We start from the raw sequence: 23546 nt of genomic DNA, 5'->3' as shown, positions 1-23546 counted from the left end.
GTTCATATAAATAAGATGTTTTTATCTCTTATTGTCAATAGCCCATAAAAAAAGCCCCCTTAAAAAGGTGGCTTCCTATTACTTTTATTAATTGATTCAATCATGTCTAAGACATGGCAAACTGTATAATCCACATATTAAACAGAGGGCAGTAATGACAATAATTTTGCCTATTTCAGCCAGTAACTCATAGCTTAAAACAAAAGGATATTTCAGAGGCTTAAACTTACATCACCCTTTAGAATCTGCTACTTGGTATACTTATACCTTTTAATACTCTTTTTAGGTGTTTTCTCAAACTCTTCAGGAAATAATGTAACCTGTTGTATATTCATGTATGCCGGTAAGGTCTTATTGGTGGCTGCTTTGATTTCCTGCAGCTTCTGCTCTATTTGTGCCTTATTGAGTCTTTCTGCATCTGTTGCTTCATAATCAGGATAAATAAGTGCTTCCAACTTTCCATCATTATCACGAACCAAACACTCCTGCACATACTCCATCGAATTGATAGTTGCTTCAATTTCTTCAGGATAAATATTTTGACCTGAAGCTCCCAATAGAAGGTTTTTGCTTCGCCCTTTTATGTAGATAAAGTTTTGCTCATCAATAACTCCCAAATCGCCTGTGTGCAACCAACCGTCATCTCCAAATATCTCATCAGTTGCATCCTGGTTCTTATAATAGCCTAAAAGGGTATTATCTCCTCTCACTAAAATCTCGCCAACCTCATTATATGGATCTTTAGAATCGATCTTCACCTCCATTCTGTCTACCAGTTCACCTGCCGAGAAACGACGTGATTCGGTCCATGGGGCATAACTGATCAGCGGACCACATTCGGTCATCCCGTAACCAATTGTAAATGGAAAGCCAATTTTTCGAAGAAATAGCTCCACATCTTTATTAAGGGCTGCTCCTCCGATAATGATTTCACGAAACTCTCCGCCAAAAACTTCAAACAATTTCTTTTTAACCTTATTGTAAACAACTTTATTTAACCCCGGAATCTTAAGCAAGGCCTTAACCTTTGGTTCTTCCAACTGGGGCTGTACACGTTTCTTAAAAATCTTTTCAAGAATAAGCGGAACAGATAAAATGATATGCGGCTTCACTTTACGGAAGGCTTCAGTTATAATTTGAGGCGATGGTGTTCGTGTTAAAAAAGTTATGTGGCACCCCATTGTAAAAGGCCATAAAAATTCAAATAAACAACCGTAAGCATGTGCCAAAGGTAAAAACGACACCACACGCTCCTGTGGCTTTAAAATCAAATGCTCCTGTGCATATTTAATATTTGACCATATACTACGATGCGGCAACAAAACACCCTTTGAAAAGCCTGATGTACCAGAGGTATATGATAACACCATCACCTCTTCTGATTCGATTTCAGGAAAATTTAGTTGTTCGGGATTAAAGCTACTTCCATCACCTTTAAAAAAAGCCTGAAGCTTTTCCACACACTCTCCCAGCCCACCTTTCACATTATCAACCAGCGAAATACATTGGTTGATAGATATTATACCCATCAATCCTTTCATCTTCGTTTCATCCAGTTTATCAAACAACAAATCGGTTGTGAATAAAAGTTTTGATTCTGAATGATTGACAATGTGGTGTATATCTCCTGAGTTAAAGTCCGGTAATATAGGAACAATGACAGCGCCATAGGTTATGGTACCCAAATAGACGACCGCCCAGCTGGTCATGTTGCGACCTATTAAGGCTACCTTATCCCCTTTTTTAATACCAAGTTCATTATATAGTTGGTGTAAAGCAACTATTCGCTCTCCCACCTGATTATAAGTAATTGTTTCTCCTTTAAAATCACTAAAGGCATTTAATGTTCCATTACTGGACAGAGCTTGTTCCACAAAGCTCAAGTATCCGTTATTTTCCATATTGGTTGTTTTATTCGTTACAGTCGCTTATCAACCCAATAACTTGTAAAAGGTGAAATTTGAACTGTTTAATATCCGACCAAATTTATTCAAAATTCTAATACTACCTAAATAACAAGTTTAAACACTACAATATCAGCCTAATATATTCACAAATCAATTTCTTTAAACAATAGCCATGCCACAATTTAGAAGCATTACCCTGATAGCAATCGAAATATTCATACCATACAAGCTTGCATATAGTTTGAACCACCAGTTTCTATCTGGCTTCTTTTTTATATTTTTGTGTAAACTTCCTTAGCATGAAGCACCTTGTTTTATTTGTTTTTTCTCTGGCTGTTATTGCGTGTTCAAAGCCACAAAAAACGCCTTACTTAACTCTTAAGCCTGACATTCGCATAACAGGAGAAGCTGAGTTATACATTTTAAATGAAGAGTTTGAATTATTTGATAAAGCATCTATCGATGAGGAGACAAATAACCTGGTCTTCATAAGAGATTCGGTTCCGGAAGCCATTTACGAGCTGCGCATTGATGGTGAAACCATTTCGACCTTATTAATAGGCGGAACATTCCCTTCCTCGATAAGTGGTAATTTCAATCAGGAATCGCCTGACCTGACTATAACAGGAAATGAAACTACAAAGGCCTTGTGGAGATGTCAGGGCAGTGCCTTTAAGCTAAAAAATGAAATTGCAGCTATCACCTCAACCATTCCTGATTCTGTGGTTGCTGATGATTATTTTAGAGTCCGGGACTCCATTTATAACCGAATTAACATCAGTATTGACAAACGCAGCAAGGAGCTTAAACGTATTATAAAGAATCATCGGAATACTTTACTTCCACTTGTGGCATCGCAGTTAAAGGCGGGTAATCATTACATGTTCAATCACGAGTCTGAAGCTGATTACCTGTATGAAACAAGCAACCAGCTTAATAGCTTATATCCTGAATATATTCCAGTCAGACTTTTTGCCAACAGGATTGATTCAATAATGAGCTTTAATCTTTTTAATGCTATAACAAAGGAAGGACGAACACTTCCCTCTGTAACGATTCCTGATGCTTGGAACCAGGCAGTTGATCTGGATACGTTGATTAAAACACAATCGTTATTGGTTTTATGGAAATCGGACGAAGAGGCATCAAGAAAAGTTAGCAAACAATTGATGAGATGGAGTCGAACCTATCGGCGTCAAGGTCTTCAGATTTACATGATTTCTCTAGACAACAATAAAGATAACTGGCTGAAAGCTATCAGAGAAGACAGATTAGCTCTTCTGCACCTTTCAGACCTCAAGGGTAAAGACTCTCCAATAATGAAAAAATTCGGGCTCAATTCATTGCCTTCTCTTTTGCTGCTTGATGAGAATAGAATAATTGTGAAACGCGCAAGGGAATTGGAAGAGCTAAGTTCAGCCATTCAGAATAATTAAAAATAAATCCTATATTTGAGCGATCTTATTCTTAGGAAGAAACTTTAGTACAACCAATTGAATCTACCAATGAAACGACCAGTAAGTTTTTAAAATTTGCACTGTGATGCATAATTAAAATTTACCTGTTATTTCCATCCCTATTTAGAGGGGGTTAGTAGTGACAACTGAAAAGAAAAAAATAAACAAATGAAACAGGGACTGTTTTTACTTCTAATTTTGTTATTAGCTAATGCATGTACAAATAAAGAGAAATATACTGTTAGTGGTCATATTGAAGGCGCTAATGACAAAATGCTTTACCTGGAGCGAATGGACTTAAGCCAGACGGTGACCATTGACTCGGTTAAAATCAAGAATGGGGACTTCGAATTTAAGCAAGATCGTTTATCAGAGCCTACATTCCTGGTTCTTAAGCTTAGCCCCAATAACTATATCACATTATTAGCTGATACTACTGAGACCATTGTTATTAATGCCGATGCTAAAAACCTTGAAACAAGCTATCAATTGCGTAATTCCATTGGTTCTGTATACATTCAGATGTTTAACAAGCGTATTCGTAAGCTGAATAAGGAACTTAACACACTTGTGGCCAAATATCAGGCTACTGAGAATAAGGAAACCAGGAAAGAGCTTGAGAAAGAATACGATCAGAAATTACTGGATCACAAAGCTTTTGTAGGTGAATTTATCATGGAAAACCCACGTTCTTTTGCTGGATACTATGCCTTATTTCAGAATTTAGACGATAATACGGCAGTGCTTAATGTATTTGATAAAAAAGATCAGGTGTATTTCGCAACTTTAGCTACTAGCTTAAATTTGTATTTCCCTGACTCAGAAAGAGCGAGCCACTTGTACAATTATGTTCTTGGAGCAAAAGCTCAACAACAACGTGAGAAATTTACAAACGAATTATTTGAATCGAAAGCTGCAGAAAGCGGATATGTTGATATTGAAGCGCCAAATATCGAGGGAGACACCATTAAATTATCATCACTTGAAGGAAAGACGATCATCGTTAACTTCTGGGCATCATGGGATGAAAAATCAGTTGGCGCTAACCGCCACCTGAAAAAAATGTACGATAAGCACAAGAACAAAGATCTTGAAGTATATTCTGTATCACTTGATAAGAGTAAAGTTCTTTGGGAAAGTACTATCAAAAAAGAAGGTTATGAATGGATTGACGTAAGTGACTTACAGTACACCAACTCATTTCCTGCCAGATTATATAACATCAAACAAATACCTTCTAACTATATTATTAGCCCAAAGGGTGAAATAATTGGTAAAAACCTGTTTGGCAATCGTTTAACTGATAAGCTTAATGAAATACTTTAGCGACTGTCAGTTAATAAAATAACATTGAGCCGTGATCACATGTGATCGCGGCTTTTTAATTATCAATCATTTACATAACTATCAATCCCCTATTCCCGGAGATTGAAGTTTTCGACCAATTTATTTATTTGTTCAACAATCATTTACCACGTTTATTAAGTTAGGAGAAACTTGATTTTTCTAATATATTTGTGCGTTAAATAAAAACGATATACCGTATTTGGAAACGACTAAAAAAATATACTTTGCCTCCGACGTACATTTAGGCGCTCCGGGCATTCAAAATCATCGTCAACATGAAAAACGATTTGTTGCCTGGCTTGATTCTATTAAAGATGTGGCCGACGAAATCTATTTAATGGGCGATATTTTTGATTTTTGGTTTGAATACAAAAAAGTAGTTCCAAGAGGTTTTACTCGATTTTTAGGTAAGTTATCTGAAATAACGGATAGTGGAACACCTGTGCATTTTTTTACAGGCAACCACGATATCTGGCTGTTCGATTATCTCGAAAATGAGTGTGGAGTTAAGGTTTACCGACAGCCGATAGTAAGAGATTTTAATGGCAAAAAGCTTTTCCTGGCCCATGGTGATGGTCTTGGAGATTACGATCGCCATTATAACTTTCTGAAGTCTGTATTTACAAATAAATTTGCCCAGTGGCTTTTTGCTCGAATTCACCCTAATTGTGGAATTGGATTGGCTGATTTCTGGTCAGGTAAAAGTCGCGAAAAGAACAACAAAACATATGGCGACCGCTACCTTGGTGACGACAAAGAATTTGCTGTGCTGTATGCAAAAGAGGTTTTGAAAGAAGAAGCTATCGATTACTTTGTATTCGGTCATCGTCATGTGGCACGAAAGGTCAGTGTGGGGCCCGAAAGCCAGTTAATATTTCTTGGCGACTGGATACAACACTTCTCTTATGGTGTTTTTGATGGAGACAGTGTTGAGCTTAAGTACTTCGATACGCACTTGTAGTTTGATATTAGAAAAAAAGTAAAAATGAATTCAAAGGCTGAGATTTATGCGGTAGCTACCGGAACTGGAAGCTATATTCCTCCTGTGGTTAAAGCTAATGCCGATTTTATCAGCAACACCTTTTACAACGATGATGGAACCATCATTGAAACAGAAGGACAGGAAGTTGTTGATAAGTTTGAGCAGATCACCGATATCGCCGAAAGACGATGTGCCGAAAAAAATCACGTAACATCTGATTTGGCAATGTTTGCTGGCAAAGCCGCATTAGAAGATGCAGGGTTTGATCAGGAAAAGCTGGACTATATAATCGTCGCGCATAACCTGGGAGACATGCGTCACGGTACTATTTACCCGGATATTCTGCCTACATTGGCTTCAAGGGTGAAACATAAGCTGGGGATTAAAAATCCTAAAACTATTGCTTATGACATTACCTTCGGATGTCCGGGCTGGACACAGGCAATGATTCAGGCTAATTATTACCTGAAATCGGGTGATGCCAAAAGCGCACTGGTTATTGGTGCTGACACACTTAGTCGCGCTATGGAACCGCATGACCGCGACTCGATGATCTTTGCCGACGGAGCAGGAGCTGTACTGCTTGAAGCACGTGAAAGCGACACTCCTGTGGGTATATTAAAGCATGCCGTTCAAACCGACACCGAGGAGCACATTGATCTGCTCCGCATGGATAATCCGTATAATGAAGAACTAAAGGGAGAAAACCTGTTCCTTAAGATGTACGGACGCCGTTTGTACAACTACGCTTTAACCAACGTACCTCAACTGGCTAAAGAATGTTTGGATAAGAATGAAATGACACTTGGTGACATTAAGAAAGTTCTGATCCACCAGGCCAATGCCAAAATGGATGAAGCAATCCTTAAACGTCTTTTCCGTTTATATGGCGAGCGCAATGTTGACCTGAACGTGATGCCTATGACTATTCGTAAATTGGGAAACAGCAGTGTTGCTACTGTCCCAACTCTTTTTGACCTGATATGTAAAGGTCAGCTTGATGGTCATACCCTTGAGAGTGGTGACAATGTAGTTATGACATCGGTTGGGGCAGGTATGAATATTAATGCATTTGTTTATAAAATGCCGTAAAGAAATATAACAGACATAATAAAAAGAGCTGCCCTTTTAGGAGCAGCTCTTTTTATATCGTTTGACTATTTGTTTTTTTATAGAAACTCTTCCACACCTTCCATTTCTTCCTCTTCGGTTATTTCGCCTTCCTCCTGGTCCATACCTTGCTGAGCCGGTTGATTACAATCAAGGTTTACGTAGAAGTTCAATGGCTCTTCAAATACATCCTCCTGGGTAATGCCAATTTCTTCATTGGCATATATATCTTTCATATACAAGGCAAATATAGGTAAAGCCATATTAGCTCCCTGCCCAAGTCCGATTCCGTCAAAGTGTATGTCACGATCTTCTCCTCCAACCCAAACACCGGTCACTAATTGTGGGGTTACTCCCATAAACCATCCATCAGAATGATTTTGAGTTGTACCAGTCTTTCCGCCGATCTGTCCTGTTAACTCATATTTGTAACGCAATCGACCACCGGTTCCCTGGTTAACCACACCTTGCAGTAAATTCAACATCAAATAGGCTGTTGGCTCACTAATGGCCTCGCGTTTTTGCGGATGGAAATCACTTATAACATTACCATACCTGTCTTCAATGCGCGTTACGATCATTGGCTCAATGTGCACACCTTTATTGGCAAATGTACCATAAGAACTTGTCATTTCAAGTAGCCCAAAATCGGGTGTTCCCAGACAAAGTGCCGGTACGGCATCCATAGGGCTTTTAATGCCAAGCTCGCGTATGGTATTGGCAACAGCACGCGGATTAAACTGCTTCATCACCCAGGCCGTTATGTTATTATTGGAGTTGGCTAATCCCCATTTCAGGGTAACCATCTCCCCTGCCCTTCTACTTCCACTATTACGTGGGGTCCAAGTTTTACCACTACCCAGGTAAAATGTCTGGGCTATATTGGGCACCAGATCACAAGGTGTAAATCCTTCCTGCATGGCAAGGGTATATACAAATGGCTTAATTGTTGAACCAACCTGTCGCTTACCCTTACCAGCCATATCGTACATGAAGTGTTTAAAGTTCGGCCCTCCAACGTATGCCTTAACATGCCCTGACAGTGGATCAATTGAAATCATACCCGCACGCAAAAAGAACTTGTAATGATGAATCGAATCCAGCGGAGTCATAACTGTATCACGTTCTCCTTCCCAGGTAAATACAGTCATGTCATATTTGGTGTTAAAAACCCGCATCACGCTATCCATATCTGCACCATTTCGCTTTAGACCACGGTAACGATCAGTATTCTTAATGGCTCTTTCAATAATCTTTTCATAGTCTTCCCTGGCAAGATCTCTGGTATAAGGAGCACCAGGGCGACCTTTCTTCTCAGCAAAGAACTTGGGCTGAATATCCTGACTTAAATGATTCTTAACTGCATTCTCTGCATAGGTCTGCATGCGCGAATCAATGGTTGTATATATCTTCAAGCCATCTTTGTACACATCATATTTCGTTCCATCCGGACGATAGTTTTTATTGATCCAGCCATACAAAGGGTCATCCACATAACGGGCACTGTCTTCAAGAAATTTAGCTTCCATCCACGATGCGTAATCTGAGCGATCCGGCTCACCAGCTGTTAAGGTTAACCTGAGATATTCTCTAAAGTACGGCGCTGGACCTTCCTTATGGTCGGCTCGCTTAAACTGCAGACCCAAAGGCATGGTTGATAAGGAATCATATTCAGCATCAGTCAAAAAGCTGGCTTTCAACATCTGATGCAGTACCACATTTCGACGATCCTGTGTTAATTCGGGACGGCGAACCGGGTTATACAGTGCCGGATTCTTTAACATTCCGATAATAACAGCGGCCTCCTCTACTTTAAGTGTATCTGTTGATGAGTTGAAAAAAGTCTGAGCAGCACTCTTGATACCATAAGCATCATAAATAAATTCAGCTTTATTCAGATACATGGTTAAAATTTCTTCCTTGGTGTAACTACGCTCCAGTTTAACGGCAATAACCCATTCTTTAAGCTTTTGAAACGCGCGTTCAATGGTACTGGACGCATGACCGTGAAACAACAACTTGGCCAACTGCTGAGTAATTGTACTACCCCCACCTGAACTTTGGTCACGCATTAAAATCGTACGAACCATTACACGCGCCAGGCCTCTTGCATCAATTCCTGAATGATCATGAAAACGTACATCTTCGGTTGCAATCAGCGCATTGACAATATTAGGCGATAACTCTTCATAGGTAGTGTAGCTGCGGTTTTCGCGAAAGTAATTACCCAAAACCTGCTGATCGCTCGATATCACTTCTGATGCCAGGTTACTTTTCGGATTTTCCAATTCTTCGAAAGTTGGCATAAAACCAAGCATTCCGTATGATATCATGGTAAACAGGGTAAAAACAGACAGAATTCCCCCAATAACCAATACCCAAAAGGTACGAATCAGTTTACGATATTTTGATTTCTCTTGATTCATCAATATAGGATAGTTTATTTGTTACAATATAACAGACTATAAATTACCGGCATGACCACAAATATTTTTTTTCTTTTGATGAAGCTATTGACACCCTTGACAGTTGTAATGTATCATTAAGCTTGATTCATGCTAATAATTGATATTTTGGTGTAAAAATAGTAAAATTTGATTGATACATGCAGGCGAACGTTTGCGTAAAGCATTTTCATTTTTTAACATTGTGGCAATTTTATATAATTTTGCAAGCTTTAACACTAAGTGGTGTTTGTAAGATAATTGAGAGATGGGTAAAAAAACAACGGTTACAGAAGAGAATCTGGTGATAGTCGAGTCACCTGCAAAAGCAAAAACCATTGAAAAGTTCTTGGGTAAAGACTTTTTAGTGAAATCAAGTTATGGACACATTCGTGATTTATCAAAAAGCGATTTTGGGGTTGACATCAATAATAATTATCAACCTGATTATATAGTCTCTTCCGACAAAAAGGATGTTGTTAAGGAGCTAAAACAGTTAGCTAAGAATGCCAAGATGGTATGGCTCGCATCCGATGAGGACCGCGAAGGAGAAGCTATTGCCTGGCACTTGTTTGAAACGCTTGGATTAAAAGAAGAGAACACGCGTCGCATTGTGTTTCATGAGATCACAAAGGATGCTATTCAGAAAGCTGTTGAAAACCCACGTAAAATTGACACCAACCTGGTTAATGCTCAGCAGGCACGTCGCGTACTTGATCGTCTTGTCGGATTTGAACTTTCTCCTGTTTTATGGCGAAAAGTAAAACCATCATTATCAGCCGGGCGTGTGCAATCTGTAGCAGTACGCTTAATTGTTGACCGTGAGCGTGAGGTGTTTGCTTTCAAACCAACTTCATCGTACCGTGTAACAGCACTATTTGAGGTAACTGACGAAAAGGGACGTGTTAAGGAACTAAAAGCGGAACTGAACAAGCGCTTCAATACGATTGAGGAAACAAAAGCTTTTGTTGAAAAATGCTCCGATGCTCAGTTTTTAGTATCGCAAATTGAGAAAAAGCCGATGAAGAAATCACCGGCTGCACCATTTACCACTTCAACATTGCAACAAGAGGCATCGCGTAAATTGGGTTACTCCGTTTCCCAGACCATGTCTATTGCTCAAAAATTATATGAAGCCGGTAAGATTACATATATGCGTACCGACTCGGTGAACTTATCAGATTTAGCCTTAAACATGGCTTCTACAATGATTACCGAGAAGATGGGTGCCGAGTATGTTAAGATCAGAAAATACAAGACGAAAGCCAAAGGCGCTCAGGAGGCTCACGAAGCCATTCGTCCAACCTATTTAGATAAGGAAACGGTTTCCGGATCAGCTCAGGAAAAACGTTTATATGAACTTATCTGGAAGCGCACCATTGCTTCTCAGATGAGTGATGCACAATTAGAAAAGACGATCATTCACATCAACGCCGGTACGACTGGCGAAAAATTTATGGCAACAGGTGAAGTGATCAAATTTGATGGTTTTCTGAAAGTTTACATCGAATCGACTGATACTGAAGGTGAGCAGGATGATAAAGAGAGCGTATTATTACCGCCAATGAACGAAGGCGATCAACTGGACATGCTTCATGTGGAAGCTCGTCAGCGCTGGAGTCAAAAACCTGCCAGATATACCGAGGCCAGCCTTGTTCGTAAATTAGAAGAATTAGGTATCGGACGTCCGTCTACTTACGCTCCAACCATTTCAACCATCCAGAACCGTGGTTATGTTGAAAAAGAAGATCGTGAAGGAACCGAACGCAACTATCAGCACATATGGCTTGAAAAAGGCAAAGACCTTGTTGAGAGCGAAAAAACTGAAATTACTGGTGCGGAACGAAGCAAACTATTCCCTACCGACATAGGTATGGTGGTCAACGACTTCCTTGTTAAATATTTCGAAAACATCGTATCCTTTGACTTTACAGCCAAGGTTGAAAAGGAATTTGATGATGTTGCCCTTGGTAATATCGAGTGGAGCAAGTCCATTGATGAGTTTTACAAGCCTTTCCATGTTAAAGTCGAAGAAACACTTGAACAATCGGAAAAAAGCACCGGAGAACGCATCTTAGGCGTTGATCCAACCAGCGGACAGCAGGTATCGGTGCGCATTGGCCGCTTTGGTCCTTTAGCGCAGATTGGTGTCTCTTCGGAAGACGAAGACGCCGAGAAACCAAGATTTGCTTCCTTACGTAAAGGACAGCACCTGGAGACTATTACACTTGAAGAGGCACTTGACCTGTTTAAGCTTCCTCGTACTTTAGGTGAGTTTGAAAACAAAGTTGTTGTAATTGGCATTGGCCGTTTTGGACCTTACATTCGCCACGACAGCAAATTTGTATCACTTAAAAAAGGTGTTGATGATCCATTTGAAATTGATCTGGAAACAGCCATTGATCGCATCAAAACCAAGCGGGAGGATGACCTGAAGAAGATCATTAAGCTATTTGATGAAGAACCAGAATTGCAGATTCTTAACGGACGATGGGGACCATTTATCAAATATCAGAAAAAGAATTATAAAATTCCTAAGGATAAAAACGCAGAAGAACTATCTTTGGAAGACTGCAAGGCTTTAATTGAGGCGGATACGAAGTCTGCATCTAAAAAAGGCACAAAAACAGCGGCGAAGAAAACAACCGCTAAAAAAACAACTGCAGCAAAAAAAACAACAAAAAAAACAAGTACAACAAAAAAGAAAACGAGCACTAAAAAAACCAAATAACCTAAACTGTGACCGAAGACTGGATACACTATTTCGAGCAACCGAACTATCAAATTACAGAAGCATTTGAAGGTTCGGTTGACGAACGATTAATCAGCCACATAATTAATTTTCAAAAATCATCATCCTTAAACTGGGATGACATTGATATTGCCATAATCGGCATAAGCGATTCACGCAATTCATCTCACAAAGGCTGTGATAAAGCACCTGACAGTACGCGCGGTCACCTGTACGGATTAAGGAACTTATCCAAATCATTAAAGATTGTCGACATGGGTAACCTGCTCGGCAAAACAATTGATGACCGGTATAAGGCCCTTGAAGAGATCATCTGCAAGCTGCTTGAATTTGAAGTATTAACGCTGATAATAGGTGGTAGTCAGGACTACACCATTCCAATGACCAGAGGCTTCAACAAGCACAAATCAAGCTATAATTTAGCTATTGTAGATTCAAAAATTGATTGGCTAACCACTGAACAGGATTATTCCGCATCCAACTTTTTAGGCTTACTATGCAACAATGAATATGCTCCTGATGACCTAAGCATTGTTTCAGCCCAGAAATATTTATACAGTGCGGCACAGGAAAAGCAATTCAAAAACAATTCCTTTGAAATATTACGCCTTGGTCAGATACGGCAGCTTGGCCACAGGTTAATGGAACCCCGGATGCGTGATGCCGATGTATTGAGCGTTGACATGACATGCGTTAGGCAATGTGACCAGCCGGCGCATTTTATTGCAATGCCCAACGGCTTATCGGGAGAAGAGTTATGCCAGTGTCTGTGGTATGCGGGACAAAGTGACCGAATGAAAGTTTTTGGCATTTTTGAACTTGATACACAGTTAGATACAAAGCAACAAGGAATAGTTTTAAAAGCTCAGTCTATCTGGCACATACTAGAAGGCATTGCTTTACGTTATAATGATTATCCGGTAAAAGAATTGGATACCTATCGGCAATTTATTGTTTATCTGGAGGATTACGAACTGGAAATAAAGTTCTACAATAATCCTGACAATGACAGATGGTGGGTTGAGATACCAGGTGAAAAAGATATGGTTGAAGTTATTGCATGTGATCGCACTGATTTTGATGCTGCTTCTGCCAATGAAATACCGGAAAAATGGTTTCGTCACATTCAAAAAAAACGGTTGTAAATCAAACTAAAACAATGTTTTTGTGATTTATACTTTTGAAAAATGAAACCTTTGAGTAAAAATTTGAGTATATATCCCCAGCATTTTGTCCGCTGGTAATAATAAACGGTTGAAATCAATAGAAATCAACCAGATAAAATTAAGAACTAAGGTTCATATTTGTTAACACCAGCTTTTTTAAGGCATGGCTAGGAGAATAGTATTTTTTCTGTTATTTTGCATTGCTTCAATTTCATGGGGGCAGCAATATCCGCAGTTCAGTCAGAACATGTTTAACCAACTGACTGTCAACCCGGGATACGCAGGTGCAAATGAAATGATGAATGTAACGCTTGGCAACAGGCAACAATGGATGGGCGGTTTTAAGCCAGAAGGTGGCTCATCGATGGCTCCAAGTACAACGGTTTTTGGAGTTGATACGGAAATTAATTTATTGGGATGGAACAGCGGAATTGGTTTATCATTAATGAATGATGAGATAGGAGCTTTCACAAGTTTTTATATGTCAGCTATCTACTCTAAAAGATGGGAAACTGATTACGGCAAATTAGGAGTAGGACTTTCTTTGGGCTTCGTTAACCAGGGCATTAAAGGAAGTGAACTGTTCACAATGCCAGATGGATCAGGTGATAATTTTCAAAGTGACTATCATACACCTGAGTCTGATGAATGGAACGATGAAGAAGGGATGGCATTTGACGCAGGATTTGGAGCTTACCTGGAACACAAGGAGTATTACCTTGGTATTTCAGTTGCTCACCTTAACAAACCAAAACCTAAATTTAAAGAAACATTCGCTTCTTACCTTGACCGTACAGTTTTTATCACTGGAGGCTATCGCATTCAAATGAAAAAACGACCAATCGTACTGGTCCCATCCGTATTTCTAAGAACGAATATGTCGAGTTACCAGATTGACTGGAATATAAACGGCATATTAAAAGATAAGTATTGGGGCGGATTAACTTACCGGATGCAAGACGCCATTGTTTTGCTGGGAGGGGTTGAATTGAACAACGGACTTCGAATCGGTTATAGTTATGACATCAGCATCTCTCAATTGAGTGGTGCCAGCAGTGGCTCTCATGAGTTAATGCTTGGTTATCGGTTCGATTTAAGCCTCGAGAAGAGAAAGAAAGAATACAAAAGCGTAAGATATTTATAAGATATTAAGAATAAGTAAAAGAGTAACTCAGATATTAAGGCTATTATGAAGAAAGTACTTGCCATCAGTGTCATTTTAATCACCATCTTAACTGGATGCGGACAATCCAGCGGTGGAGAATTAACTGGCGTAGCGCGCCGGGCCTCATTTTATGAACCAGATCCTTACGGAATGTTATTTATTCCACAAGGTAGTTTCAACATGGGACCAAATGATATGGACATTGCCAATACAATGACCTCTCAATCAAAAACAGTTTCAGTTCGTTCGTTCTGGATGGATGAAACAGAAATTACAAACAGCGAATACCGTCAGTTTGTATATTGGGTGAGAGACTCTATTGCACGTCGTTTATTAGGTGAGCAATTCGAAGAATTCCTTCTTAGTGAAGATTATCTTGGCAATGAAATTGACCCTCCGTTTGTCAATTGGGACGAACCTATTGAGTGGGATAACGAAGAGTATGCTGAGATACTTGACGAAATGTTCTTACCAGAGAACGAACGTTTCTTCAGAAGAAAAGAAATTGACACTCGTAAGTTAACTTATGAGTACGAATGGGTTGATCTTTTGCAAGCTGCAAAAAGAAGCAACCGTTATAATTTTGAAACTAAACAATACGAAGGTGTGGCATATGACCAGTATGGTGAGGAGCGTGAAATCAATGATCGTTCAGCTTTCATTATGAAAGATGCCGTAAATGTTTATCCTGATACCTTGTGTTGGATAGCTGACTTCACCTATTCATTCAACGAACCATGGACTGAGAAGTATTTCTGGCACCCTGGTTTTGATGAGTACCCTGTTGTAGGTGTGAACTGGAAACAGGCAACTGCTTTCTGTATCTGGAGAACACAGTTATTAAATAACTTTCTTCAGAGCAAAGGTGAGCCTCCGGTAAATAACTACCGCCTGCCAACTGAAGCTGAGTGGGAATACGCAGCACGTGGTGGCCTAGACCATGCTAATTACCCTTGGGGTGGTATGTACACCCGTAACGATAAAGGTTGTTTCCTTGCTAACTTTAAACCTCTTCGTGGTCGTTATGGTGATGATGGTGGTATGACAACTATGTCCGTAGGTTCATACGCTCCAAACGATTATGGCTTATTTGACATGGCTGGTAATGTTGCTGAATGGACTTCTAGTGCTTACGATGAATCAGCTTACACTTTTACACACGATTTCAACCCAACTTATAAGTATAATGCTTTACCAGATGATCCACACGTAATGAAAAGAAAAGTACTTCGCGGTGGTTCATGGAAAGATGTAGGTTATTTCCTTCAAAATGGTACTCGTACATATGAATACCAGGATTCTTCTACATCATTTATCGGTTTCCGATGTGTAAGAGATTACATTGGTGACTAATCAAATCAATTTTTTAGGACGGTTAATTGAAAAAAAATTAGTTCATTATGAGTATTTCGGAATTTGTTGAGAGCCCTGGATATAAAAAAGTAATGGGTAAAGTATACGGTCTTGGTGCAGCTGTAGTAATTTTAGGAGCACTATGGAAAATTCTTCACCTTCCCGGAGCAGCATATATGTTGATTGCCGGATTGGGAACAGAGGCCATTATTTTTGCCCTTTCAGCATTTGAAAAACCACATGAAATGCCCGATTGGGGGCTAGTATACCCTGAGCTTCATGGTTTAGAGCCAAGAGAGAAAGATGCACATGGTGGTGGTGGCAGTGAACTGGCTGCACTAGTTCAGAGTGGTAACCTTGACGACAAAGATATTGCAAAACTATCTGAAGGTATTAAGAAGCTTTCTGACACCTCGTCTAAATTATCTGACCTGGGTAATGCTACGGCGGCAACAGATGCTTATATCAGTAATATGAAAAATGCAGGAGATGCAGTTGGTCAGTTTGCCAACCAGCAGGCTTCAATGGCTCAAAGCAGCCAGGCATTAGCCGATGTGTATGCTTCATCAGGCGAGAGCCTTAAAGCTCACTTTGAAACACTTTCATCTAACAACCAGTCATATGGTGAAAAACTAGGTGATGTCACTAAAAATCTTGCTGCTATTAATTCAGCATACGAATTACAGTTACAAGGTGTTAACAGCCAGGTACAGGCTTCACAGGCCTTAACACAAGGTTTGTCTGAAATTACTAACCAGTTTCAGCAGTCGGCCAACGATGCGAAGGTATACCGTGAGCAAGTGGCGCAATTAAGCCAATCAGTTTCAGAATTAAATTCTATTTATGGCAACATGTTAAGTGCCATGAATATGGGTAATAAATAATCAGGAAGATCATTATTAACTGCTAAAAGAATTAGAATATGAGTGGCGGAAATTGTCCCGAAACCCCCAGGCAGAAAATGATCGGAATGATGTACCTGTTCCTGACGGCCATGTTGGCCCTGAACGTGTCAGGAGAGTTACTTCAAGCTTTTCAACTGGTAGACGAAAGTATTCAGGAAAGTATAAAAACAACAGAGACTAAAAACTCTGATTTAATAGATCGCTTTAAAGCTGCAGAAGCTGTTAACTCGGCAAAGGTAAAACCTGCCAGGGAAAAGGCTGAAGCTATTAAAGCAGGTGCCGATTCACTTTACAATCACATACAGGAACTTAAACTGATGATGATGCGTAAGGTAGACAACAGCCCTGAGGCAACTTTACAAAACTACAAAGGAGCCGACAATCAGGATATTGCTCCACAGGTAATGATTACGGAGAAAGCCGGAGCAAGAAGCAAAGAGTTAAAAGAGCGCATCAATACATACAGAGATTTATTAATCTCAAATGTTAGCGCTGAAGATACAGCTTTGGTATCAACGCTTAACAAGATCTTGTCCACCGAGGCTAAAAAACCAACCAACGATGGTCAGGTTCAGCAATCGTGGGAAAGTCAGAAGTTTGAGCATCTGCCTCTGTCAGCTTCTTTTGCTTTGCTAAGTAGTATCCAGAGTAATGTGAGAAATACCCAGGCGGATGTTTCTTCATACTTATTGAGCAGCATTGACGAAAACACGTATAAGTTCAATAAGATTCGCCCCATTGTTAAGCCAAACTCTTCAATGGTATTAAAAGGTGATAAATACAGCGTGGAATTATTTATTGCTGCAACCGACGAGTATCAGAAACCAAGGTTTGATATTTCTGGCTATAATATTGAACCAAACGAACAGGGTATTGGTGTTCTTGAAATACCGGCCAACAGAGTTGGTAAGCAGAAGTGGCAAGGTAAAATCTACTTCATGGATCCGAACGGTAAGGAAATAGGATACGATATTGAGCACGAATTTGAAGTAATGCAACCTAACGCGGTTATCTCTCCAATGAAGATGAACGTGTTTTATGAAGCATTGGACAACCCGGTAGAGGTATCTGTACCTGGTATATCTTCAAGTGATCTTGATGTTACATTTTCAAATGCAACAAAACGTACTCAGGGTAATGGTGTATACATTGTAAAACCAAAACCTGGCTTTGCAGGAGGTAAATCCATTGTTACGGTTTATGCCAATATTGCAGGAAAAAAACAACGTATTGGAAGTAAAGAGTTCCGTATTAAGCCGCTTCCGTTGCCATATGCTACCTTTGCCGGTAAGCAAGATGGTAAGATTAAAAAGAATACCCTGCTGGCGCAAACAGGATTGTTTGCTACCATGGGACCTGACTTTGATTTTGAGTTGGAGTACAAGGTTACCCAGTTTAGTATTGCAACAGTAAGAGGTGGTTTCTTTGTAAGTAAAGAATCGAAGAGCAACCGCGTTACTGATGAACAGATTGATTTAATTAGAGGAGCCTCAAAAGGTTCTAAGATTACGATAGAAGAAATTAAGGCTATAGGACCAGACGGACGTAACAAAAAGCTGGCTCCGATAGTAATAACTGTTGACTAGGAAATAAAAAATAAAGACAATGAAAAGATTATTCTTTATCCTGATTGTATTAGTTGGTTTTGGTGCTGCTGATGTGGCAACTGCACAGGAAGTAAACACTGAGCTTTACACGAAAGACCATGTGCCAAACCGCAAGCCAATACCTTATGCACATGTGCGCGAGGCTGATGTTCTATGGGCTAAAAAGATTTGGCGTGTCATTGACCTGCGCGAAAAGTTGAACCTGCCAATGTATTATCCTACTACCAAAATGGATGATCGTTACAACTTAATCGACCTGTTGATTTACGGTATTCAGTACGAAGGTCTGACTGCATACTCAGCAACTACCGACGATGAGTTCCAGGTACCATTAACACTGGATCAGGTGATGCGTGAAATGGGTGCTGTTTCCGACACACAAATGATTCAGAATGTGGAGACCGGTCTGTACGAAGAAAGAGTGGTTGAAGGTGAGGTTAGCTCAACGGAGATCAAACAGTTTATGTTGAAAGAGATCTGGTTCTTCGACAGAAAATATTCACGTATGGATGTTCGTATTGTTGGATTATGTCCAATTCGCGAATATGTTCAGGGTGACAGCGAAGGAAGTGAAGTACGCGTTTCTCAGACTTTCTGGATTTACTTCCCTGAAGTACGTAACCTGCTTGCAAGACACGAAGTGTTTAACCCTCGTAACGATGCACAGCGCCGTACTTTCGATGATATTTTCATCAAGCGTTATTTCGGTAGCTATATCTACAAAGAAGCTAACGTATATAACAACCGTCGTATTGAAGACTATACCGCTGGTATGGAAGCTATGATGGAATCAGAGCGTATTAAGCAAAGTATTTTTGAGAAGGAACACGATATGTGGGAATTCTAATAAGAGGATAAAGTCTAGTCAAATAAATATATAAAGGGAGCTGTTCAGCTCCCTTTTTTATTGCTCATAAGGCAGTATCAGAGTAAAAAAAAGCATGTCATCTTTACTCCAAAAATGCAGATAAAGATGACATGCTTAATAAAACTGATTAAGCCCTTAGTTCTTCACTAAAGTTCCAATATTTTCACCTTTCAGCACTTTAACCAGGTTTCCTTTGGTATCCATGTCAAACACCACAATATCAAGGTTGTTTTCTTTACACATGGTTGTGGCAGTTAAATCCATAATTTTCAAACCACGGTTATAAATCTCATCAAAGGTTATTTCGTCGAATTTGGTAGCGGTAGGATCCTTCTCCGGATCGGCAGTGTAAATACCATCAACACGAGTACCTTTTAGCATGACATCAGCTTCAATTTCAATACCCCGCAATGAAGAACCGGTATCAGTAGTAAAATAAGGATTACCCGTACCGGCAGCCATAATAACTACTTCTCCTTTGTTTAAGGCTTCAACAGCTTTGGGTTTATCGTAATACTCTCCCACCGGATTCATTCTGATGGCTGTTAGCACATGGGTTTTAACTTCCATGGCCTGTAAAGCCGATTGAAGGGCCAATCCGTTAATAACTGTGGCCAGCATACCCATCTGGTCACCTTTATATCTATCAAAGCCTTTTGAGGCACCGCTAAGGCCTCTGAAGATATTTCCACCGCCTATTACAATGCCCACCTGAACACCCATTTCAACGGCTTCTTTGATCTGTTCTGCATAGTCATTCAGGCGCTCCGGATCAATACCATAACCCTGCTCTCCCATTAGCGATTCGCCACTAAGCTTTAATAGTACTCTTTTGTATTTCATTAGTTCTGTAATTTTAAATTTCAAGCATTCAAAGATAGGAAATGATTTGCACTCATCATGAAGTAATTATCTTCTATAAACCTGGTCATTGATTCAAAAAAAAGAGCAAGGACTAATCCCTGCTCCGTATCTTATTGAGTGCCTTTTTCTAATTCAGCATTTCATTGATCAGCTCCTTTACCTTAGTTCCGTCCCAGCGCGCAGCACCTTGTTTTTTCATAACCAGCTGTCCCTCGGGTGAAATAAGAAATGAAGCCGGGATGCTTCGTGAAGAGAAAATATCGGGCTGACGGCTTCTTAAAACATAAACCGGGAATGTGTATTCTTTTTCGGCAATAAACTCGCGTAAAATACCTTTTGACTCCTGACTTACAAGGATAAATGCCATATCGTTTTTATACTCATCATACAGGCGCTGAATAGAAGGCATTTCGGCAATACAGGGTGGGCACCAGGTGGCCCAGAAATTGATAAAAATAACTTTGCCCCTGAGTTCAGAAAGCGATAAGCTATTGCCATCCAGATCTTCAACATACCAGTTATAATCACTATCCGCTAAGTAGGCCACCTCCTTACTTTCGCGTGGTTGAAACATACTGTAGCGAATGATGGTTGAAGATACTATTTTGCGCGAAGCAGGAAATAACATGGCAATGACCAGCGCAGTAAACAGAAAATCGAAGACAATTCCCATTATGGTTTTCTTTCGCCGGTATTTATGCCACTGTTCTGACCAAAATCCTTTCTTCATATTCTTTACATTCTTTTATGATATAACAATACCTGGGTATTATGGTTTTAAAACAAGTATTTCCATAAGGAGCGATACACTTTTAAGCCGGCATTGGCTTCAATTCGTACCCAGTTATTAGCACTTAAGCCGGCCTTTTTCCTGAAAGCATCTATATCAATCGTTAAGCGGTGGGCTGTTCCTGGCATAAGAGTTAATGGAAAAATGTTATCGTCTCCACCTTTGATCCTGAATTTACGTGCCTTTTTAAAAGGTGAACCAAAGGCCAGTACCGGTGGTGAAAATGTTAAACTCTCTTTTGTCTGGTTGTTAATGGATATGCTTACAATGCGTGCCTTGGTACTTTTATTTCGTTTAACATGAACCCTTACCCAAACAACAGAAGGGCTTAACTTTTGGAGCCACCCCCGTTTAGTGGCCACATAAACCAGTAATACCATTCCCATTAATATGTATAACGATATCATTTCAGGATTCCGCTTTTGCTGCTGTCGTTCCTGTTCGTAATGAAGTTCATTAAGAGGTTTGAGCTCAGTATCATCTGGTATTGACTCCTCAACAGCTTGTTGTTCATTTTGTAGTAATGCTTTATCAACACGTCCTCCGCGACTGCATATCTGCATTAACAGTAAAAAGGCTAAACCAATTAATATGAGCAGCCTGTTTTGACGGTAAAAGGTCTTTATTTTATCCAACATGGTTGATCGCATTACGTATAGCTTGGAAATAACTCCAGCCCTTTATAATTGATATAGTATTCACCATCTTTCACAGGCTTTGACATTTCTTCATCGTTTTGACCGTTAGCGTTGGCAATACCAACACTGGCAAAATAGCAGATCGCATTGTGCTTTTGGCTATGCTTCATTACTTCCGAAGCGATGTGTGGCAATAACAATCCCATGTCAGGATAGGTTTCAGTTCTCACAACAACAAAATAGCGCTTATCGTCTTTGGTAGCTAAAATCTGCGGATTAACATCTGGCTCCTTCCTAACATTCAGCACCTTATAACCCTTATCGATCATATCTTTATAAACAACCTTGATGCCCAAAAAGTGTAGCTCTTCGGTTGATAAAAACTGTTCTTTTCCCATTCTCATTATTATTTGAGCCACAAAATTGGCATAAATATGTCGAAAAGAAAAATGGTGCCTGAAAATCAGCACCTAAGGAGATTATCGTATTTTTTCACCTAAAACCCTCTTTACACCCGGCCATTTTGATAGTAACTTATGTTAGCGTTTTTGTTGAGGATGATATTATAAACACTTAATTGGAGGGAAAGTTATGCCACTTACACGTCTTGAGAAGTATCTGGATCTGGAACACGTTAACTATAAACGCATTGTTCACTCCAGGGCTTACACTGCACAAAAAACAGCTGCTTACTCACATATTTCAGGCAATGAAATAGCTAAAACAGTTATGGTAAAAATTGACGGAAAGCTCTGTATGGTAGTATTACCAGCATCGTTCCAGGTTGATTTGAGAGAATTGCAGCGGGCTACAGCAGCCAAAGAGGTTCGATTGGCTACTGAATCAGAATTTAAAGATGCCTTTAAGGATTGTGAAGTTGGTGCACAACCACCATTTGGTAATCTTTACAACATGGAGGTGTTTGTTGCTGAAAAGCTAACAGAAGACACAACTATCGCATTTAACGCGTGCAATCATGCTGAGTTAATCCAAATGACTTACAAAGATTATCAGCGACTGGTGCACCCTACGGTAGTTAAAATTTCACGTACTACTATCGCTGAAGCCTAGTAGTAAAAGTAAAAAGTTTCGCAGACATAAATCCATCAGATGTTAATGTGAGATGTTTGAGATGTTCGATGATTTTTGGGAATGCTAGTCATCGAACATCTCTTTTTATGCCCAGTCGCCAGCCTGTTTGGCCGTAAACGATTTGATCGAAAGCTTTAATATCAGAGCTTTCGCCATTACTTTAGGGATGTATTCATTATCCGTTTTTCCATGCTGTTTCATTATGGCGTCCATCCCCGCTATTTTTGCATCTGTATCTTCAATTATCTCAACTTCCCCTGTTCCAATAACTGAACGGTACCTTGTGGTCCATTGACATGATACGGCACCTTTAAGCACCTCACTGTCGTATTCGATCTCAAAACCAACCTTATTATTCTTCCTAAGCAGATCAAGTTTACGTCCATCTGTTGCACAATGAAAGTAAATGGCTCCATCTTCATAACCATAATTCATTGGTACAATATATGGGAACGGATCGTCATATATGGCCAGTCGGCAAATACTTGACTCTGATAAAATTTGATGGACAATTACTGCATCCTTTATTTCTCTTTCCTTACGGCGCATAATGATTCTTTTGGCCTAAATATAGGTGATTACTTTTGTTTTGCAAGATGCTTATAGCTTATCAATTCGACAATTCGACATTTTATCATTATGATCCATTCACAAACAGCTTAGCTGTTTATCCATTTGTGTAATTTGAGCAATTTGTGGTTGCATTAACAATGTCTATAATTAAATGGCTGTTTGTTTAATTTATGGCACTGCTTACAAATCAGCCGGTGCTGCCGCGCGAAGTGAAGTTGAAAGATTAAACTGATAAACTGTCGAACTGATAAATCGTTGAACTGAGGAATTGATTGACAGCTTCGATATATTTAAACCTCCGGTGCTGCTGCGCGAAGGATAAACTATTAAACGATACTATTTAACCAAGCTGCAACTGGCAGGCTGTAGGTCTGCTACATCATAGCCCGGGGCAAAGCGTTTTAGTGTTCGAAAAGAAGTTTTATAAACGTATAGATCTATGCATCATGTAAATCAGCTCTCCTCCTTACAAAAAGCTACTCTTTACTGTTATTATTGTTCAATATGCTCATAGCAAGCAAATAAC

19 protein-coding genes are annotated in these 23546 nt (G+C 39.7%); 12 read left to right on the top strand and 7 right to left on the bottom strand.

Annotated features, from left to right (window positions below; all coding sequences use genetic code 11):
- Positions 1–248: 248 nt before the first annotated feature.
- Entirely contained in the window at positions 249–1901 is a 1653-nt protein-coding gene (locus ACRD69_RS20465; RefSeq protein WP_430817005.1) for an AMP-binding protein, read from the bottom strand.
- A 305-nt stretch (positions 1902–2206) separates the two neighbouring features.
- Here ACRD69_RS20465 and ACRD69_RS20460 point away from each other — a divergent pair, with 305 nt between their 5' ends.
- The 4 genes from ACRD69_RS20460 to ACRD69_RS20445 all read left to right on the top strand — a co-directional run bounded on the left by ACRD69_RS20460 (position 2207) and on the right by ACRD69_RS20445 (position 6785).
- The gene (locus ACRD69_RS20460) at positions 2207–3343 is read left to right on the top strand and encodes a peroxiredoxin family protein (protein ID WP_430817004.1); all 1137 of its coding nucleotides are present in this window, start codon (positions 2207–2209) and stop codon (positions 3341–3343) included.
- Between the two features lie 189 nt (positions 3344–3532).
- Entirely contained in the window at positions 3533–4690 is a 1158-nt protein-coding gene (locus tag ACRD69_RS20455) for a redoxin domain-containing protein (protein WP_430817003.1), read from the top strand.
- A 220-nt stretch (positions 4691–4910) separates the two neighbouring features.
- Positions 4911–5672: a UDP-2,3-diacylglucosamine diphosphatase gene (locus ACRD69_RS20450; RefSeq protein ID WP_430817002.1), complete on the top strand. Its 762-nt coding sequence runs from the start codon at positions 4911–4913 to the stop codon at positions 5670–5672.
- Positions 5673–5696: 24 nt separating this feature from the next.
- Positions 5697–6785, top strand: coding sequence for a 3-oxoacyl-ACP synthase III family protein (locus ACRD69_RS20445; RefSeq protein WP_430817001.1), 1089 nt, complete (start codon positions 5697–5699; stop codon positions 6783–6785).
- A gap of 77 nt (positions 6786–6862) precedes the next feature.
- Here ACRD69_RS20445 and ACRD69_RS20440 read toward each other — a convergent pair whose 3' ends face one another.
- On the bottom strand, positions 6863–9229 hold the full coding sequence (locus tag ACRD69_RS20440) for a transglycosylase domain-containing protein (protein WP_430817000.1): 2367 nt from the start codon (positions 9227–9229) through the stop codon (positions 6863–6865).
- A 286-nt stretch (positions 9230–9515) separates the two neighbouring features.
- Between ACRD69_RS20440 and topA the strand changes: the two genes are divergently transcribed.
- The 7 genes from topA (at position 9516) to porN (ending at position 19042) form a co-directional block, all read left to right on the top strand.
- The gene (topA, locus tag ACRD69_RS20435) at positions 9516–11978 is read left to right on the top strand and encodes a type I DNA topoisomerase (protein WP_430816999.1); all 2463 of its coding nucleotides are present in this window, start codon (positions 9516–9518) and stop codon (positions 11976–11978) included.
- 8 nt (positions 11979–11986) lie between these two features.
- Complete coding sequence (locus tag ACRD69_RS20430; protein WP_430816998.1) at positions 11987–13144, top strand: arginase family protein; 1158 nt, start codon at positions 11987–11989, stop codon at positions 13142–13144.
- Positions 13145–13328: 184 nt separating this feature from the next.
- Positions 13329–14309 carry a PorP/SprF family type IX secretion system membrane protein gene (locus ACRD69_RS20425; RefSeq protein ID WP_430816997.1) on the top strand — a complete coding sequence of 327 codons (981 nt, stop codon included), beginning with the start codon at positions 13329–13331 and terminating at the stop codon, positions 14307–14309.
- Between the two features lie 45 nt (positions 14310–14354).
- A complete protein-coding gene (porK, locus tag ACRD69_RS20420) occupies positions 14355–15683 on the top strand; it encodes a T9SS ring complex lipoprotein PorK/GldK (protein ID WP_430816996.1) in 1329 nt (442 codons plus the stop codon).
- 47 nt (positions 15684–15730) lie between these two features.
- Positions 15731–16567, top strand: coding sequence for a type IX secretion system motor protein PorL/GldL (gene porL, locus ACRD69_RS20415; RefSeq protein WP_430816995.1), 837 nt, complete (start codon positions 15731–15733; stop codon positions 16565–16567).
- Between the two features lie 38 nt (positions 16568–16605).
- Positions 16606–18174 (top strand): type IX secretion system motor protein PorM/GldM, encoded by a 1569-nt coding sequence (gene porM, locus ACRD69_RS20410; protein ID WP_430816994.1) that lies wholly within the window; start codon positions 16606–16608, stop codon positions 18172–18174.
- Positions 18175–18193: 19 nt separating this feature from the next.
- Complete coding sequence (gene porN / locus ACRD69_RS20405; protein ID WP_430816993.1) at positions 18194–19042, top strand: type IX secretion system ring subunit PorN/GldN; 849 nt, start codon at positions 18194–18196, stop codon at positions 19040–19042.
- A gap of 156 nt (positions 19043–19198) precedes the next feature.
- Here the strand turns inward: porN and pyrH are convergent, their stop codons facing one another.
- The 4 genes from pyrH to ACRD69_RS20385 all read right to left on the bottom strand — a co-directional run bounded on the left by pyrH (position 19199) and on the right by ACRD69_RS20385 (position 21753).
- Positions 19199–19906 (bottom strand): UMP kinase, encoded by a 708-nt coding sequence (pyrH, locus tag ACRD69_RS20400; RefSeq protein WP_430816992.1) that lies wholly within the window; start codon positions 19904–19906, stop codon positions 19199–19201.
- 148 nt (positions 19907–20054) lie between these two features.
- Complete coding sequence (locus ACRD69_RS20395) at positions 20055–20657, bottom strand: TlpA family protein disulfide reductase (protein ID WP_430816991.1); 603 nt, start codon at positions 20655–20657, stop codon at positions 20055–20057.
- 47 nt (positions 20658–20704) lie between these two features.
- A complete protein-coding gene (locus ACRD69_RS20390; protein ID WP_430816990.1) occupies positions 20705–21355 on the bottom strand; it encodes a hypothetical protein in 651 nt (216 codons plus the stop codon).
- 11 nt (positions 21356–21366) lie between these two features.
- Positions 21367–21753 carry a DUF8840 domain-containing protein gene (locus ACRD69_RS20385; protein WP_430816989.1) on the bottom strand — a complete coding sequence of 129 codons (387 nt, stop codon included), beginning with the start codon at positions 21751–21753 and terminating at the stop codon, positions 21367–21369.
- A 193-nt stretch (positions 21754–21946) separates the two neighbouring features.
- Between ACRD69_RS20385 and ACRD69_RS20380 the strand changes: the two genes are divergently transcribed.
- Complete coding sequence (locus ACRD69_RS20380; RefSeq protein ID WP_430816988.1) at positions 21947–22426, top strand: aminoacyl-tRNA deacylase; 480 nt, start codon at positions 21947–21949, stop codon at positions 22424–22426.
- Positions 22427–22531: 105 nt separating this feature from the next.
- Here the strand turns inward: ACRD69_RS20380 and ACRD69_RS20375 are convergent, their stop codons facing one another.
- On the bottom strand, positions 22532–22996 hold the full coding sequence (locus ACRD69_RS20375; RefSeq protein ID WP_430816987.1) for a pyridoxamine 5'-phosphate oxidase family protein: 465 nt from the start codon (positions 22994–22996) through the stop codon (positions 22532–22534).
- Between the last annotated feature and the right edge of the window lie 550 nt (positions 22997–23546).

It is taken from the genome of Carboxylicivirga agarovorans (assembly GCF_050589845.1).
Classification (GTDB): Bacteria; Bacteroidota; Bacteroidia; order Bacteroidales; family Marinilabiliaceae; genus Carboxylicivirga; species Carboxylicivirga agarovorans.
Note: the sequence above shows the minus strand (reverse complement) of the source record. Positions and strands in the feature narration are given on the sequence as shown.